This is a genomic window from Cochlodiniinecator piscidefendens (genome assembly GCF_011326755.1).
GTDB lineage: Bacteria > Pseudomonadota > Alphaproteobacteria > Rhodobacterales > Rhodobacteraceae > Cochlodiniinecator > Cochlodiniinecator piscidefendens.
In genome coordinates this window covers 300,191-317,189 of sequence record NZ_JAAOIE010000004.1, presented here as the reverse complement: position 1 = coordinate 317,189, position 16,999 = coordinate 300,191, and the positions used below count along the sequence as shown (strand labels likewise).

General features: G+C 51.0%; 16 protein-coding genes. 12 read left to right on the top strand and 4 right to left on the bottom strand.

From position 1 onward, the window contains the following. From ctlX to G9C99_RS13085, 3 genes are all read left to right on the top strand, one after another. Window positions 1–930, top strand: coding sequence for a citrulline utilization hydrolase CtlX (gene ctlX / locus G9C99_RS13095; protein WP_166417958.1), 930 nt, complete (start codon window positions 1–3; stop codon window positions 928–930). A gap of 16 nt (window positions 931–946) precedes the next feature. Then, the gene (locus G9C99_RS13090; RefSeq protein ID WP_166417957.1) at window positions 947–2,002 is read left to right on the top strand and encodes an ornithine cyclodeaminase; all 1,056 of its coding nucleotides are present in this window, start codon (window positions 947–949) and stop codon (window positions 2,000–2,002) included. Between the two features lie 71 nt (window positions 2,003–2,073). After that, on the top strand, window positions 2,074–2,715 hold the full coding sequence (locus tag G9C99_RS13085; protein WP_166417956.1) for a TetR/AcrR family transcriptional regulator: 642 nt from the start codon (window positions 2,074–2,076) through the stop codon (window positions 2,713–2,715). A 158-nt stretch (window positions 2,716–2,873) separates the two neighbouring features. Here G9C99_RS13085 and G9C99_RS13080 read toward each other — a convergent pair whose 3' ends face one another. Then, window positions 2,874–4,805: a lytic transglycosylase domain-containing protein gene (locus G9C99_RS13080; protein ID WP_166417955.1), complete on the bottom strand. Its 1,932-nt coding sequence runs from the start codon at window positions 4,803–4,805 to the stop codon at window positions 2,874–2,876. Between the two features lie 166 nt (window positions 4,806–4,971). Between G9C99_RS13080 and dapA the strand changes: the two genes are divergently transcribed. From dapA to G9C99_RS13045, 7 genes are all read left to right on the top strand, one after another. Continuing rightward, window positions 4,972–5,847 (top strand): 4-hydroxy-tetrahydrodipicolinate synthase, encoded by an 876-nt coding sequence (gene dapA, locus G9C99_RS13075; RefSeq protein ID WP_166417954.1) that lies wholly within the window; start codon window positions 4,972–4,974, stop codon window positions 5,845–5,847. A gap of 166 nt (window positions 5,848–6,013) precedes the next feature. Further along, on the top strand, window positions 6,014–6,223 hold the full coding sequence (locus G9C99_RS13070) for a hypothetical protein (RefSeq protein WP_166417953.1): 210 nt from the start codon (window positions 6,014–6,016) through the stop codon (window positions 6,221–6,223). Window positions 6,224–6,646: 423 nt separating this feature from the next. Continuing rightward, on the top strand, window positions 6,647–7,120 hold the full coding sequence (gene smpB / locus G9C99_RS13065) for an SsrA-binding protein SmpB (RefSeq protein ID WP_166417952.1): 474 nt from the start codon (window positions 6,647–6,649) through the stop codon (window positions 7,118–7,120). A 113-nt stretch (window positions 7,121–7,233) separates the two neighbouring features. Further along, window positions 7,234–7,506, top strand: coding sequence for a hypothetical protein (locus G9C99_RS13060; protein ID WP_166417951.1), 273 nt, complete (start codon window positions 7,234–7,236; stop codon window positions 7,504–7,506). 80 nt (window positions 7,507–7,586) lie between these two features. Beyond that, window positions 7,587–8,441: a 3-mercaptopyruvate sulfurtransferase gene (gene sseA, locus G9C99_RS13055; protein WP_166417950.1), complete on the top strand. Its 855-nt coding sequence runs from the start codon at window positions 7,587–7,589 to the stop codon at window positions 8,439–8,441. 1 nt (window position 8,442) lies between these two features. Next, window positions 8,443–9,627, top strand: a complete 1,185-nt coding sequence (locus G9C99_RS13050; protein ID WP_166417949.1) for an amino acid aminotransferase — start codon at window positions 8,443–8,445, stop codon at window positions 9,625–9,627. Between the two features lie 200 nt (window positions 9,628–9,827). Beyond that, complete coding sequence (locus G9C99_RS13045) at window positions 9,828–12,014, top strand: transglycosylase domain-containing protein (protein ID WP_166417948.1); 2,187 nt, start codon at window positions 9,828–9,830, stop codon at window positions 12,012–12,014. Here the strand turns inward: G9C99_RS13045 and G9C99_RS13040 are convergent. The 3 genes from G9C99_RS13040 to G9C99_RS13030 are packed head-to-tail and all read right to left on the bottom strand — an operon-like array spanning window position 12,011 to window position 13,770. Further along, a complete protein-coding gene (locus G9C99_RS13040) occupies window positions 12,011–12,409 on the bottom strand; it encodes a hypothetical protein (protein ID WP_205859856.1) in 399 nt (132 codons plus the stop codon). The genes G9C99_RS13045 and G9C99_RS13040 overlap by 4 nt on opposite strands. A 15-nt stretch (window positions 12,410–12,424) precedes the next feature. Next, entirely contained in the window at window positions 12,425–13,018 is a 594-nt protein-coding gene (locus tag G9C99_RS13035; RefSeq protein WP_166417947.1) for an MlaC/ttg2D family ABC transporter substrate-binding protein, read from the bottom strand. Between the two features lie 2 nt (window positions 13,019–13,020). Beyond that, window positions 13,021–13,770, bottom strand: a complete 750-nt coding sequence (locus G9C99_RS13030) for an MlaA family lipoprotein (RefSeq protein ID WP_166417946.1) — start codon at window positions 13,768–13,770, stop codon at window positions 13,021–13,023. A gap of 180 nt (window positions 13,771–13,950) precedes the next feature. Here G9C99_RS13030 and G9C99_RS13025 point away from each other — a divergent pair, with 180 nt between their 5' ends. After that, window positions 13,951–15,687, top strand: coding sequence for a type I secretion system permease/ATPase (locus tag G9C99_RS13025; protein WP_166417945.1), 1,737 nt, complete (start codon window positions 13,951–13,953; stop codon window positions 15,685–15,687). Then, entirely contained in the window at window positions 15,684–16,988 is a 1,305-nt protein-coding gene (locus tag G9C99_RS13020) for an HlyD family type I secretion periplasmic adaptor subunit (protein WP_166417944.1), read from the top strand. The genes G9C99_RS13025 and G9C99_RS13020 overlap by 4 nt, the downstream gene beginning before the upstream one ends. Window positions 16,989–16,999 lie beyond the last annotated feature (11 nt).

The window sequence follows — 16,999 nt, the reverse complement described above, 5'->3', positions numbered from 1 at the left end:
ATGCAAAAAAGAAGCGTTCAGGCACCATCTGCTGCCATCATGATCAGGCCGCATCGTTTTCACCCCAATCCCGCGACGCAGGCCGACAACGCCTTTCAAACGACACCAGACACAGATGGCGCTGATATTCTTGCCAAACGCGCCCACCAAGAAGTCACACAAGCAGCCAATGCCCTGCGCAATCTGGGTGTCCGTATCGATCTATTCGAAGACCAAGGTGATGAAACGCCTGACTCTGTGTTTCCTAATAATTGGTTTTCTACCCATCATGGTGGTCATGTTGCGGTTTACCCAATGTTTCCCGAAAATCGCCGCGGTGAGCGGCGCATGGATGTGATCGAATTGCTCAAACATGATTTTCGAGTGCAGGATGTGATCGATTACTCTGGACTGGAGCCAGATGGGCTATTTCTTGAAGGTACAGGGGCCATGGTTCTCGATCATCAAGATCGGGTCGCTTATGTCATTCGCTCCAATCGGGCTGATCCTGTTCTACTTGAACGGTTTTGTACGCATTTCAACTATGAACCAATGGTATTCGATGCCGTAGATCGCAATGGCACGCCAATCTATCACACCAATGTACTTATGTGCATCGCAACTGAATTTGTCCTCATCGGCCTAGAAATGATTCCCGACGAAACGCGCGCAAGCGAAATCAAAGCGCGACTGGCTGAAGCCGGGCGCATTGTGATTGCCTTGTCCACACAGCAAATCGAAAAATTCGCCGGCAATGCGATTGAATTGCAGGGCGAAAAGGGGCGCATCCTCGCCCTATCTCAAACAGCAATGGACAGCCTAACTGAAACGCAAATTGGGCTCATTGAACAAAGCGCCCAATTGGTCCCGCTGGCGATCCCAACCATTGAGATGGCTGGGGGATCTGTGCGTTGCATGATTGCGGGCAATCATCTGTCCGAACGAAACTGAAACAAGATAAATATCCATGACACAAAATTTAAATACCGTTCCATTTGTGAGCGTTGAAAACATGATGCAACTGGCTCTCGAAGTCGGTATCGAAGACTGCATTGCGGAAATTGCAACCTATATCGAAGAAGACTTCCGCCGCTGGCCTCTTTTTGACAAAACGCCCCGTGTAGCATCCCATTCTGACGTCGGTGTAATCGAATTGATGCCAACTTCGGATGGTGTTGAATATGGGTTCAAATATGTGAATGGCCACCCAAAAAACACCAAAGAGGGCCTGCAAACGGTCACGGCGTTTGGTTTGCTCGCGGATGTAGATACTGGCTATCCAGTGTTGCTGACAGAAATGACCGTGTTAACAGCGCTACGCACGGCCGCGACCTCTGCGGTTGCCACCAAATATCTGGCGCGCAAAAATGCCCACAGCATGGCGATGATCGGCAATGGCAGCCAATCCGAATTCCAAGCATTGGCATTGCACAAATTATGCAACATCAAAGAAGTCCGTCTGTACGACACAGACCCCGAAGCCACACGCAAATGTGCGGCTAATCTGGCAGACACTGATTTGAACATAGTCATTTGTTCTAGTGGCCAAGAAGCCGTAGAAGGCGCAGACATCATTACCACCTGCACTGCAGATAAACAAAACGCAACGATCCTAACCGATAACATGGTCGGTGCAGGGGTGCATATCAACGCCATTGGCGGCGATTGTCCCGGCAAGACCGAATTGCACCAAGACATCTTAACCAGATCTGAAATTTTCGTAGAATACCCGGAACAGACGCGGATCGAAGGCGAGATTCAACAGCTGGACCCTGACCACCCAGTAACCGAAATTTGGCAGGTCATGACGGGGGCTGCCGAAGGACGGCGTGACGATAGGCAAATCACACTGTTTGATGGAGTTGGTTTTGCCATCGAAGATTTCAGCGCTCTACGCTGGTTGCGCGACAAACTGAAAACAAATGCTCGGTGCGAGATGTTAGACATGATCGCTGATCCGGATGATCCTCGTGATCTTTACGGGATGGTTCAACGCGAAAAACAGCGCATGGTCACGAAGTAAGATAATCAATAAAAAACGGCAGCCGCACTGAATTTATTGCGACTGCCCTTCGAACAGACTAACAAAGTCCTATGCAAGTAGAACGCGAAAACATACGCCAAGAAAATACAGACACTCGACGGGCTGGGCTGATTCAAGCCACACTTCGAGTAATCGCAAAAGGAGGAGTCAGGTCAGCTACGGTCCGTTCAATCTCCAAAGAAGCCGATGTCACCCAGGGCTTAATTCGATATTATTTTAAAAACAAAGATGAGCTAATTGCAGCTGCTTACGAAAGCTATATGGCTGATCTTGTACGCACAGCAGATAAAGCATCGCGTGGGCAAAAATCTGCAGTAAGGCGACTAGAGAATTTTATTCGAGTATCATTAGAAGCCCCTGTTACGAGCCATGACTCCGTTTCAATTTGGGCTGGTTTTTTCGAAACGTTGCTGCACGACACTCGAATGACCGCCAGCCACAAACGAAGCTATGATACCCTGCGACTGCATCTAAAAATGATGATTGCAGAAGTTTTCAAGGAAACCGGGCGTGTCGTAAACGATTCCGAATTGCGGCGCCTCAGCATAGCAGGAAACGCAATTTTGGATGGTTTGTGGCTGGAGGGTGGCGCGCTTGCAAGCTCCTTTCACGACGATGAGCTTGTTGAGGTTGGCTTAGAAAGCTTTAGTGCTTTCCTCGGCGTAGACTTACGATCACCCAAAACAACATGATCCCTACAATGCACGAAGTGAGCCGTTGGAACCCGTCATAGCCTTTGCTTCAAAATCGCGAAGCCTGTGATTTCTCCGCAATTCTAAAGCTTTATAATCCGGTTCTTATCCGACAGTAGCCGCCTAACTCAAAATGGCTCTCATAAGGTTCCGCAAAATCACCTCAACACATCCGATAATCGTATCCCCTGAGTGCGACCCGTCAGGCGAGCCTGATATATAGTCACACTTTCTGTCACGCGCATTACATAGTTGCGGGTTTCACGGAATGGAATGTGTTCGATCCAATCAATCACCCCTTCCAAATCGCGACGCCGCGGATCGCCAAAGCGCTCAATCCATTGGCGCGGACGTCGTGGCCCTGCGTTATACCCAGCGGAAACCAAAATATAGTTATCCCCGAACTGATCAATTAACCCATCAAGGTAGCTGCTGCCCAAACGCGCGTTATAGCGCCAATCGCTCAACAGTCGGCTGCCACTGTACCCGATGCCCAAATCACCCGAAACATCTTGCGCGGTTCCGGGCATCAATTGCATCAAACCTCGTGCACCGGCTGGGCTGATCACCACTTGGTCAAATTCGCTTTCGCGACGGGCAATCGACAGGGCCAGTTCTGGTGGCGCGGGCAGGTTTGCCTCGCCAACTGGATGCAGCGGAAAATAAGCACGGGGAAGAGTGTGCCCTTGACGCGCTGCCTGCTTAGCGATCATCAAGGAGATATGGTATTCGTTCAGCGATAGCGCCAAATCGGCCATCTGCCCCAACTCTGTTCGACTTAGACTTTCCCCCAAGTGGACCATGAAACGTTCCGACAGGGTCTCTTCGCCAGCAGCCTGTAACAACAACGCCGCCTGCATCACGCTGGAGCGCATGAAAGAAGCCCCACTAAAATCGCCATAACTTTCGCGCCCCGTAAGCGCCTGATCAAAGGGCAGCCCGGCCCGCTCTGCTGCGAGTTGGCCATAAAAGCTGGATTGATACTCCGCCCCAAACGCATAAGCCACGCGAGCGCCGTCGCGATCACCTGCGGCCTCTAAGGCACGGCCCTCCCAATATCCAGCACGTCCCAAACTGATGGGTGTCCAAACTGCGGCACGAAACCGGCGAAAATGTCGAATAGCCGTTTGTGGGTCGTTTAATTTCGTCAGCGCAATATATCCTGACAACCATTCCAAATCGGCAAAGTTGCTTCCTTCAGATAGCTGATTGCTAGAGGCCAACTGATACGCCAACCGATTCTGACCTTCGCGCATGAAACGCCGGGTCAGAATGCGCCGCCAATTGGCCCAGCTCTCGGGCTGCCCCAGCGACGCAGTCGAACGGCCTCGCTCAATCGCCAATTCCGCCGCGCGACGTTCTTCGCCATTGTCTGCCCGCCAGCGAAACCGTTCAAATGCCAAACCGGGATCATTGCGCAAACTAGCGGGAACCGCATCAATCAACGCATTCACCCCGTTCCGCTCGGCCCGCAATCCCATACGCGCCTGCGCCAAAGCCTGCCATCCCGCGCTCACATAGGGCAACAAAGCCGTCGCCTCGCGGGACCGACCGCGCCACAAAAGCATATCCATACGCGTTTCATTCAGCGAACGGATCAACGCTGCGTGCTGGTCTAAATAGGCTGCCTGTGTTGTCACGCCCATGTTGTGACTGATCCAAGCCGTACGCAGAACTTCGTCTGCGTCAGATCGCCGTCCATTCGCGCGCAATGCACGCGCCAATGCCAATGCTCCGTCCCCTGTCTGCGGTGCCCCATTTGAAAAGTAATTCAAAACCTGCGCGTTGGGAGTATGGCTGGTAATCGCAGCCTCCCCCCGGCGCTGCAACAGCGGAAGACCTGGCCAATCTGGGCGCCGATCTAAAAAATTCTGATACTCAGGCAATGCACCAACACCAGCGCGCAATTGATGCCAAAGCACAACATCGACAGCGATCTGCCCCGTTTCAGACCTCCGCGCACTTTGTAGCGCTGTTTGGTAATCGTCGCCTCGCACAGCTTCCATCGCTCGGGCAAACGGCCCTTGTTGTGCCACCACGGCCCCGGTCATCCCGGCAAAACACAGCACTACGGCCAGAATCATACGCATAAGTTCAGGTTTCCTGATGTTTTTCGTTCACGCTCCCCCTAAATGTAGCGAATCCCCCCTTCCCTTCAACGCACAAACTTGGCATTGAGCGATCAGGCGGCATCAACCCGCCGAATTTTTTAATCGGGGTCACACTGAATCCCCACGCGATAGAAGGATGCGTATCATGTTTAAAGGGTCTCTCCCTGCACTTGTCACGCCGTTCACGGACGGCCAGGTGGACTTCGATACGCTCAAGAAGTTGGTCGAATGGCACATCAGCGAAGGCTCCGATGGTCTTGTCCCAGTTGGCACCACTGGCGAAAGCCCGACTCTGACGCATGATGAGCACGAACAAGTCATCGCTGAAGTTGTTAAAACTGCTGCCGGACGTGTGCCCGTAATCGCAGGTGCTGGGTCGAACAACACCGTCGAAACCGTGCGCTTTATGCAATATGCCCAAAGCGTCGGTGCAGATGCCGGTCTCGTTGTAACACCCTACTACAACAAACCAACGCAGCGCGGCTTGATCGAACACTTCACCCAAGCGCACGACTGCTGTGATCTGCCGATTGTGATCTATAACATTCCTGGACGTTCCATCGTAGACATGACCCCCGCTACCATGGGCGAGCTGGCAAAACTGCCACGCATTGTAGGTGTCAAAGACGCAACAGGCGATATCGCGCGCGTGTCCCAGCAACGCGCGAGCTGTGGGTCAAACTTTGTTCAACTGTCCGGCGAAGACGCGACAGCGCTTGGATTCAACGCCCACGGCGGCACAGGCTGCATTTCCGTCACCGCGAATGTCGCTCCGCGCCTTTGTGCGGAATTTCAGACTGCGACGCTTGCAGGCGATTACGCAACTGCGCTCCAACTTCAGGATCGCCTGATGCCATTGCACGAAGCCATCTTCATGGAACCGGGCCTTGTCGGTGCAAAATATGGCCTATCCAAACTGGGCCTATGTTCCGAAGAAGTGCGTTCGCCTTTGACCGGGCTATTGGAAGAAACCAAAGAAGCAATTGACGCCGCGATGCGTCACGCTGGCCTGATAAATTAATGTCAACCCTCGCGCTTATGCCCCTACAGGCGAACTAAGCGCGAGGCCCCAAACCTCAGCACTCACTCAAAAAACGCTACATCGCATGACAAAAGGTTAATTGTACCGAAGTTGTAAAGCCAATCCCACCCGTGCTATTCAATACTTAGCATCAAAGGGTGATATCATGGTAAATAGAGTTTTTTTGGTTTGTGCGCTTACGGCTTTGGTTAGCGCTTGCTCGTCGCACAATGAGTTTGGCGTTCCCGTCAGCGAAAGTACTTATTTGATGCTTACCAATCAACCCGGAAACATTGCACGCGAAACCCTATACGGTTTACCAGCGCCGTCCATTACGTCGACACAGCCCGTGTTGGAAACCTACCCAGTGCAATAATCTCAAATGACATTTTGTCGGTTCTTCAGCGACCATTGCTCATTTGCTTGTAGGTCATGTGATGAAAAATTCGATTAGAGTATTAGTGTTAGTTATATCGTTGGCGTTCTCCGCTGTATTCTTTTTTGCGTATTACGATTTGTATTTCAAATGGCGAAATTGTTTCAACGAGTTGGGCCGATGCTTCGATAGTGTTTCTAGCGTCGTCTATTTAGAGCAATCGGGTATAGCTTGGCTGTTTCTTGCTTCGCTCTCAGCTAGTATTGCGCTCTATCAACTATGGCGTCTGACCCGCTAACTACTCCGTAAAGGCTTAAACCATCTGAGACTACAAAGCCTCAAGGCACAAATCGTATACACAAGTGTCATACGTTGTTTTTAGGCCCTCTGGACACGCCGCGCCCAAGCGCCTACATCGGGTTTATGGCACAGACAAAATCAGACCCTAACTACAAGATCATCGCCGAAAATCGGCGGGCCCGATATGATTACGCAATCGAAGATGACATCGAATGCGGTATTATTCTTATGGGGTCTGAGGTCAAATCGCTGCGTTCTGCGCAATCCAACATCGCCGAAAGCTACGCCGCCGTCGAAGAAGGCGAATTATGGTTGGTGAACAGCTATATAGCGCCCTATTCCCAAGCTAAAACTTGGGGCCACGAAGAGCGCCGTCGTCGTAAACTTCTGGTATCCAAACGCGAGCTTTCGAAGCTGTGGCAGGCCACATCGCGCCAAGGTATGACAATTGTTCCACTTGTGATGTATTTCAACCACAAAGGCTTTGTCAAAATCAAAATTGGCATCGCTAAAGGTAAGAAAAACCACGACAAACGCGCAACCGAGGCCCAACGTGATTGGGGTCGCCAGAAACAACGTTTGCTGAAGAACGGGTAAGTTTCTCCGCTTTTTCCCCTCACGTCAATTCGAACCCTCTTCTAATGTGCTACCCTATATTGGGGTACAACATCGCCCTGACGACCAAATATGGACATCGGAAGGAAACGCACATGCTCGGAACGATCATTAGTCTATTGTCAGGCGCTATCGGCGGTAACGTCGCTGCACGTCTTGTTGGCTCTCTTAATCAGGGGCCACTTATGAACTCTCTTGCTGGAATCGTTGGTGGCGGTCTAGGCGGTCAGCTCTTGGGCGCAGCCGGCATAGGCGGCGGTGAGGGCATGGATCTTTCCGGCATCTTGACCCAGATCGTAAGTGGCGGCGTTGGCGGTGGCGTGTTACTTGCCGTTATTAGCTTTATCCGCAATGCAATGGGCAAATAGTCTAACAAAATAACGTAAATACTTGCCTCCCCGTCGCCTGCCCGTTAGGCAAGACGTAACTGAGTCATAGGGGGGCAAACATGGCCACAAATGATCCAAAAACACTGGTTTCGACAGATTGGTTAGAACAGCATCTAAAAGATCCTGATCTGCGCGTTCTCGATGCCAGCTGGTATATGCCTGCAGCCAATCGCGACGCCAAAGCAGAATACGAAAAATCCCACATTCCAGGTGCGCGCTTTTTCGATATCGACGACATCAGCGATCATCGCTCTGATATGCCGCATATGGCACCGCCTATTGAAAAATTCATGTCTCGCCTGCGCACAATGGGCGTAGGCGATGGGCATCAAGTGGTCATTTATGATGGATCAGGGCTATTTTCTGCTGCGCGGGCGTGGTGGCTTTTTCGGCTTATGGGAAAAACTGATGTCGCAGTGTTGGATGGCGGCCTGCCGAAATGGTTAGCTGAAGGGCGCGAAACCGAAGATTTGCCACCCGTCATTCGTGACCGCCACATGACCGTGCAGCGTCAGGCCCATTTGGTAAAAGATGTCACACAAGTTGCAGCTGCATCAAAGCTCCGAGATTATACAATCATTGATGCCCGTGGCGCTGCAAGGTTCCGTGGCGAAGAGGTTGAACCCCGCGCTGGATTGCGTTCGGGACACATACCGAACTCTGTAAATATTCCCTTTCAATCTGTGCTGAACGCTAATGGCACGATGAAAGATGTTAAAGCACTCGAAACCCAATTCACTTCGGCGGGTGTAGACATGGCAAAGCCTGTCATCACCTCCTGTGGTTCGGGTGTCACCGCAGCCATTCTCAATCTTGCCCTCGAACGTATGGGCCATACTCAACACGCGCTCTATGATGGCTCTTGGGCCGAATGGGGTATGTACAATGATCTCAAGGTAGCAACAGGCGAATAAGATGTTCACCAACCTAAAGCCACAACCGGCTGACAAAATCCTGCAACTCATCCAAATGTATCGCGAAGATCCGCGCGACACCAAAATCGACCTTGGTGTTGGTGTATACAAGGATGCCACGGGTAACACCCCTGTCATGCGCGCGGTAAAATCTGCTGAGCAAAAGATTTGGGAAGATCAGACATCCAAAGCTTACACAGGCCTTGCAGGTGATCCTGCATTTGGCGACGCCATGGTTTCTTTGGTGCTTGGGAATGCTGTTGATCGCGATGCAGTTGCTGCAGTTGCGACCCCGGGCGGAACCGGAGCAATCCGGCAGGCACTTGAGCTTATCAAGATGTCCAATCCAGATGCTACAGTTTGGATTTCAAACCCGACGTGGCCAAACCATCCGTCCATTATCAAATACCTCGGTATGAAAATGGGCGAATACCGGTATTTTGACTCAGAAACACGTGGCGTTGACTTCGACGGTATGATCGAAGATCTCAGTAATATCCCAGCGGGCGATGTGGTACTACTGCACGGCTGCTGTCACAACCCAACTGGGGCAAATTTGACGCTCGCACAATGGGCCGAAGTGATCGCTGTTCTTCAGGAAACAAATGCAATTCCATTTGTCGACATTGCTTACCAAGGGTTTGGCGATGGCCTAGAGGAGGACGCGGCAGCGGTACGTATGATCGCCTCTGAAATGCCTGAGACCATCATCGCTGCAAGCTGCTCAAAAAACTTCGGTATCTATCGTGAACGCACCGGTGTTTTGATGGCCGTCAGCCAAGACAAAGCTTTGCGTGACTTAACGCAGGCGAACCTCGCGTTTTTGAATCGGCAGAATTATTCGTTCCCGCCAGATCACGGCGCGCGTATTGTATCGACCGTTATGGGTGACGATGCCCTTGCGGCCGAGTGGAAAGCTGAACTCGAAGAAGTCCGCCTTAACATGCTGGCTCTGCGCGAGCAGCTCGCGTCTGAGCTACAGCGCCTTTCGGGCTCTGATCGCTTTGCATTTATTGGCCAACACCGCGGCATGTTCTCGCGCCTAGGCGCAACACCAGAACAAGTCGAAATGCTGCGCAAAGACCATGGCATCTACATGGTTGGCGACTCTCGCTTAAACATCGCTGGCCTAAATGCAGAAACCATTCCAGTATTGGCCAAAGCCATTATTGATTGTGGCATCTGATACGTCGTCAGACCTCGGTCACAAAATAACACGCGCCCTAAATTGGGGCGCGTTTTTGTTTTCTGCCTTTCGGTGTGGCTTTGATCACTCGGCAGAGTTTCGCTTTTCTCAATAATCCATTTGCAAGTAATTGACGCTCCCCTTGAAAGATTTATTGGAGTATGGTCAGGAAAAAGGCGAATGCCAGACAGGTAAGACAGATGAGCGGAACAGGTAGAAAAAAGCCAACTTTGGTTGCTGATAAGCGCTATTCAAAACCAACGGTAGCTAAAAAAACGTCTCAGGGAGCGGCAAAAAAGCCGACCCCAAAACGCAAACCTGCTCGCAAAAAAGATGCCCCTAAACGGCATTGGTTGATCGCCAGTATTTTACGAATATTCCGCTTTATTTGGCGTATTATCTGGGGCGTGATGTGGCGTGGCATTGCTGTCGTAAGCCTATTGCTAGCCTGCGGTATAGGATATTACTACTTCACTCTGCCCGATAGCCCATCTGCACTTGTCGATGGCCGCGCGCGCGGATCAGTTACTTTACTTGACCGAGAGGGCCAGGTCTTTGCTTGGCGTGGGGATCAGTTTGGCGGAATGATAACCACCGATACGGTTTCGCCATATTTACATGATGCGGTTGTCGCAACTGAAGACAAACGGTTCTACAGTCATTTTGGGATTAGCCCGCGTGGCATCGCATCTGCCATTCGCATCAATTTGCGCGAAGGGCGCGGCCCGCTTTCTGGTCACGGCGGTTCAACCATAACCCAACAAACCGCTAAATTGCTGTGTTTAGGTAATCCGTATGATCCATCCGCCGGACAAACCGAAGCAGAATATGAAGCGGAATGTCGGCAGGGTTCACTCTGGCGCAAAATCACCGAGATGACCTACTCCATGGCGATGGAGCTCAGATATACCAAAGAAGAAATTCTTTCGATTTATCTAAATCGAGCGTTTCTGGGATCTGGTGCACGTGGATTTGAAGCAGCCAGTCAGCGGTATTTTGGTATTTCAGCAAATGAAGTATCCCCTGCCCAAGCCGCGATGCTGGCTGGATTGTTGGTTGCCCCGACACGCTATGCGCCAACGAACAATTTGCAACGCTCCCGCGATCGTGCACAAATCGTACTGAATTTAATGCGAGACCAAGGTTACATCACAGCAGCCCAAGCCCAAGATGCACGCGACAATCCAGCATCACTGTCAACTGCTGCGGCGGCACGCGCGGGTGGGTATTTTGCAGATTGGGTCATGAGCAGCGGCCCTGATTTTTTCACCCGCGACACAACCGAAGACGTCATCATCCGAACCACGCTGGACCAGCGCCTGCAAACCGCTGCCGAAGAGGCGATGCTCGAGGTGTTTTCAACACGTGTGCGCGAGGGATCAGAAGCCCAAGCCGCGATTGTCGTTATGTCATCCGATGGCGCAGTACGTGCCATGGTTGGCGGTCGACAAACACGCGTCACAGGCGCATTTAATCGCGCGACGATGGCCAGCCGTCAAACAGGCTCTTCCTTCAAACCGTTTGTATACGCCGCCGCATTGGATTTGGGATACACCTATAATGACTACGTCGAAGATGCCCCTCTGACCATCAACATCCCGGGTTCTGGCCCATGGTCGCCAGCGAATTACGACCATCAGTTTCATGGTATGGTCACGATGACGGATGCTTTGCGACGTTCTCTAAACATTCCGGCTGTGAAAATTTCCGAAAGCGTTGGCCGAGACAACGTTCGTACTGTGGCGGAACAATTTGGCATTGAAAGCAACCTCGCCGATGGCCCCGCCCTTGCCTTAGGTGCGTCTGAGTCGACACTCCTTGAAATGACCGGAGCTTATGCTGGTATATTGAACGGGGGCAGCTCAGTTACTCCATTTGGTCTGGTCGAGCTTAGCCTGCAGGGAGACGATACCCCATTAATGCAGCAGCAGAGCGGCATTGGTGAACGTGTCATTTCGCGTCAGGCGGCCGAACAACTGATTTATATGATGAACCAAGTTGTTGAATCTGGCTCTGGAACACGCGCACAATTACCCGGCCGAGAAGTCGCCGGAAAAACCGGAACCACACAAGCAGCACGGGATGCGTGGTTCATCGGTTTTACCGCTGATTATGTTGCGGGTGTTTGGATGGGGTATGACGATAACACCCCACTCACTGGTGTAACTGGCGGCGGGCTACCCGCAACAATTTGGCAGGAAACGATGCTCCGCGTACATGAAGGTTTACCTGCACAGCCACTTCCGATGATTGTCCCTGAACCACCACAACCCATCGTTCCAGAAACACCTGAGCCTCAGCCAAATACCCAAAACCGACGCAATCAAACTGATAACTTGATTGAAAACATGCTGAGAAACTTGCTCGGAGGAAACCGAAACCGTTAATCTGATACGGTTTCGGCTGGGTTTTCTTCTGCGGTCTCTTGTGCAGGAACTTCGGCTTCTAACAGGGCGGTACATTCGTCATATTTAAAAGCGAACCCATTCCAAACCATGATCAAACCGCCATCTGCTGCGGGCATGAACATTGCCCTGGCTTGCCAAGTCTGACCCTCGCCATCGCACGCCATATCAAATAGCCAAGCATCCATGTCTCGGACATCCACGGGCAATGTCATACGGCATTCAGTTTCGACACCATAAAAAACGCCATCTTCAATACGAATGGCGTTTCCTGTCTCTCCGATGGTGGTACAATCAGCGCTGTTGCCTTGGCTATATTGCCCCGAAAAATCCTGTGCCTGCACAGCAGTTCCCGCGATCAATAAAGATAATGACATCCACCGCAGCATTATCTAACCCGCGTTACGCAAATCAGCGATCAAACGGTTCAAATCCCCGCCGCGGCGATCTAACATCGCACCGATTTCTTCACGTTCCACACGTGTCAAAGAAATACCTTCGATCACCATGTCAAAAAACAAATTTTGATTACCGGCTTCACGAACAAAGAAATCAACGCGGAATGGGGCTTGTCCCTGTAGAGCAACAGATGTTTCGACTTCGATCCAGCTGTTGTTACGGCGTGCACCTTCAATCTCTAAAGTCGCACCAATGAACTCGCGGAAACGACGCCCGTACTTACGTCCAATATAACCTTGGAACGCTTCGACAAACGCACGCTTTTGGCTATCACTCGCACTGCGGCCATCATTACCCAATACACGCAACGCAATTACACGCGTATTACCATAGCGGCTGAAAATACCTTCAAAATCGCGCAACATACGACTTTCGGAATTACCCGAATTGATAATGCCTTGAATGCGGTTGATCACCTCAGCCACTAAGCCCTCAGCCTGCGCCGGTGTCAGCGCCTGCGCGGACAGAGGCAACATCCCAAGTGCGCCAACGGCCAACCCTGATTTTACAAATTCACGACGTTTCATTTTTATTCACCATATAAATCATCGAACAATGCATCGATCTCATCGACCTCTTGCTCAGATACCTCTGCGCCCAATTCAAAGCGACGGTTTTCCAAATAAATTAATCGCGCCGCTGAATAGCTATCTTCACTTTCATATAAGATAGAATCGACCGTTTCTGAATACTCGTATCTGTCATCTATCCGAGACAGCGCATTTGCGCCGATCACAAGATAGTTTGCAGGGGATTCAATCACATAACCAAGCGGATTGGTGAAGAGATCAACAAATCGGCCTGCCATATGACGTTCTGTTGATGGCCCCAAGAGCGGCAACTCAACAAAATTCCCTTCAGGCACGCCCCAAACATATAGGGTTTCGCCAAAATCTGTGTCCTCTTCCGGGAGACCCATTTCATAAGCAGGGTCCAGAACACCGCCCAATCCGATGGTCGAATTAAAAGCAAACCGGAAGGAATTTCGTACCGCACCTTCCAAATCGCCTTGAAGTAAATTGTTCACAACTTTACCCGGAAGGCTAAGGTTTGAAGCAAAATTCGCAACGCCTCGACGCAACGGCCGCGAAACATTTTCACCATAGGCATTGGATACGGGCCGCAAAACATCATCGTCAATGTTGCGGTTTTCTTCGTGAACGCCACGATTCAATGTTTCGTATGGGTCTTGAATACCACCAACATTCTCGGGGTTCGTACACGCACCGAGAAACAAAATGCCCGCAAGAGCGGCAAAATTCACAAGTTTAGGAGCCATGGAGTATCGCATTTTTATGTTTTCAATTTCAAAGCACGGGGTTTCGCAGATAAATAGGTGTATTTCAAACGAGTCCAATCCCAGCAGAAGCATTCGCTTGCCTATTGTGGCTGAATGGTGACATCGTTAGGTATATTGTTAGTAAATTGTATAATTATATAAAAAACGAGCATCAGTAAAATGTCATCAAATATCCGTAACATGGGGCTAGAGCAGCTTCGCACAGCACTTCGGGATGATCGGTCACTTCTTTGGATTGTCGGTCTCTTTTCGGCTTTTGTGAATCTCCTTATGCTGACCGGGCCCTTGTTTATGTTACAGGTATATGATCGTGTTTTAGGTAGCCGATCAGAAGAAACGCTCGTTGCATTGTTTGTTTTGATCGCTTTTTTATTCGGAATGATGGGTATTCTAGATTTTTCGCGTGGCCGGATACTATCACGCATAGCCGCCCGATTTCAGGAAAAATTAGATCAACGCGTTTTCACAGCCGTGATGCGCGCCCGCGCAACGCGCAAAGCAGAAAAAGAGGCCTCAACCGGCATGGCCGACCTCGAAGGTATACGTTCGTTGATTGCCTCGCCCGTACTTGCTGCGTTTTTTGACATCCCATGGACACCCATTTTCCTATTTGGAATATTTTTGTTTCACCCATGGATGGGATATCTAGCCATCGGTGGCGGCGGCATTTTAATTGCCATTGCGCTATTAAATCAATTTGTCACACGTCAGGCCGTGCTCCGGGCCAGCCAATCTCAATTCGAAGCCCAAACAATTTCTGGCCGTTTCCGCGAAGACGCTGAGCTTATCCAAAGCTTGGGTATGTTGGGTAATACACTTCGCCGTTGGGAAATCGCGCGCAGCGAAGCCCTAGAAAAACAAGTCGTAGCCGGGGACTCGAGCGGGATATTTTCTGTAACGACGAAAACCCTGCGCATGTTTTTACAATCAACCATGCTGGCACTTGGCGCCTACCTCGTGTTGCAACAAGAAGTGACAGCAGGTGCCATGATCGCAGGTTCAATTCTGATGGGTCGCGCGCTCGCTCCTGTCGAGCTGGTCATCGGCCAATGGGCAAATGTTCAGCGTGCGATTAAAGGACGCGAAAATCTGGCCGTTTTGCTGGGCACCATTCCTGAACAAGCGCGTCGCCTTCCCCTGCCTCAACCAAAGGCACATTTGCTGGTTGATCAGGCCACGATCATCCCCCCCGGAGAAACGCAGGCCGCCCTGCGCATGGTGTCGTTTAACGTTGCACCAGGATCTGCGGTGGGTGTTATCGGGGCCAGCGGTGCCGGTAAATCCACATTGGCGCGTGCCCTCACCGGTGGGTGGCCCGTTGCAGGTGGCGCTATTCGTTTAGATGGTGCCTCACTTGATCAATACGATCCTGACGATCTCGGACGTCATATCGGGTATTTGCCGCAACAGGTTACGCTATTCACCGGAACGATTGCCGAAAACATCGCCCATCTTGAAATGGAACCAAACCCTGAACAGGTTGTTGCCGCTGCGAAAAAGGCCGACGCGCACGAAATGATCGTTAATTTACCAAAGGGATACGATACCTTAGTTAGCGATGCCACAGGCCGACTATCGGGTGGTCAAGTCCAACGCATCGGATTGGCGCGTGCCCTTTTTGGGAATCCCGTTATTTTGGTTTTAGATGAGCCAAATTCAAACCTCGACAATGACGGCTCTATTGCCTTGAACACTGCGATCAAAGCGATGCGGGCTGAGGGCAAAACAACCCTTATCATGGCGCACCGCCCCGCCGCGATTAAGGAATGCGACCAACTGCTAATGCTGGAAAATGGAATGGTCAAAGCCTTCGGTCCTAAAGAGGAGGTTCTACAAAAATTTGTCAGCAACCATCAACAAGTTCTGTCAAACCCAAAAATGGGAGGCGTGTCATGAGCAACTCTAGCCGTTTTTCTGCACGTCCCCAATTGGTGCTAGGTTTTCTCACATTGCTACTGCTCGTTGGCGGTTTTGGCGGATGGTCTGTGTTTGCCGAAATTTCTGGGGCAATTGTTGCCTCCGGGCAAGTCGAAGTCGAACAAAACAATCAGATCGTCCAACACCCCGACGGAGGTGTCGTTTCCGAAATTCTTGTTGAAGAAGGGGACATCGTAAATGTCGACGATGTTCTTGTTCGACTGGACCCCACCGCACTACTATCTGAACTCACACTCGTTGAAGGGCAGTTATTTGAAATTCTCGCACGTCGTGCACGGTTTGAGGCCGAGCGCGATGATCGTGCTGAAATTTCCTACGACCCTGAGCTGATCGAAGCGGCCCCAGACAACGCCGACCTAAGAAGCTTGCTCGCGGGTCAAGATCGGCTGTTTTTGGCACGACGGCACTCTCTCGATCAGCAAATTGAACAACTCGGCAATCGACGCCAGCAGCTCGAAGATCAGATTGTAGGCATTCGCGCACAGCAAGACGCGCTCGTTCAGCAACTTGAGCTGCTGGATGAAGAGTATGAAAGCCAAGCAGACCTTTTAGAACGAGGGCTGGCGCAGGCAACCCGTGTTCTTTCACTGCAACGTGAAAAAGCAAGACTAAGCGGTCAGCAAGGTGAATTGGCAGCCTCTGTCGCACAAACCGAAGGCCGGATTACCGAAACTGAAATCGAAATTTTACGCATCCGTTCAACACGGCGCGAAGAATCTATCGCGGAACTTCGTGATGTTCAGGCCCAGCAATTCGAGCTAGAGGAACGCCGCCGCAATCTAACTGAATTTTTGTCCCGACTTGAGGTGCGTGCGCCTGTCTCCGGTATCGTATACGGTATGCAGGTTTTTGCGGAACAATCCGTTTTGCGCCCAGCCGATCCAATTTTGTACCTGATACCGCAAGATCGTCCCTTGATCATAGCGAGCCGGGTCGACCCGACCCATATTGATCAGATATACGTCAGCCAAGAAGTCATCCTCCGGTTCCCTACGTTTGACGCTCGAACAACCCCAGAATTATTTGGTCGGATTGTGAAAATTTCAGCAGATGCGTTCACAGATGAAGCATCTCAGCAAAGCTTCTATCGAGCCGAAATCATTCTTCCTGAGGATGAAGCCGCTAAGTTACCTGATGATCTGGCGTTGATCCCCGGTATGCCTGTGGAATCTTTCATCAGAACCCAGGATCGAAGCCCCTTGCAGTACCTTATCAAACCCTTTTCAGATTATTTTGTTCGTGCCTTTCGCGAAAACTAATTTTTAGGTTT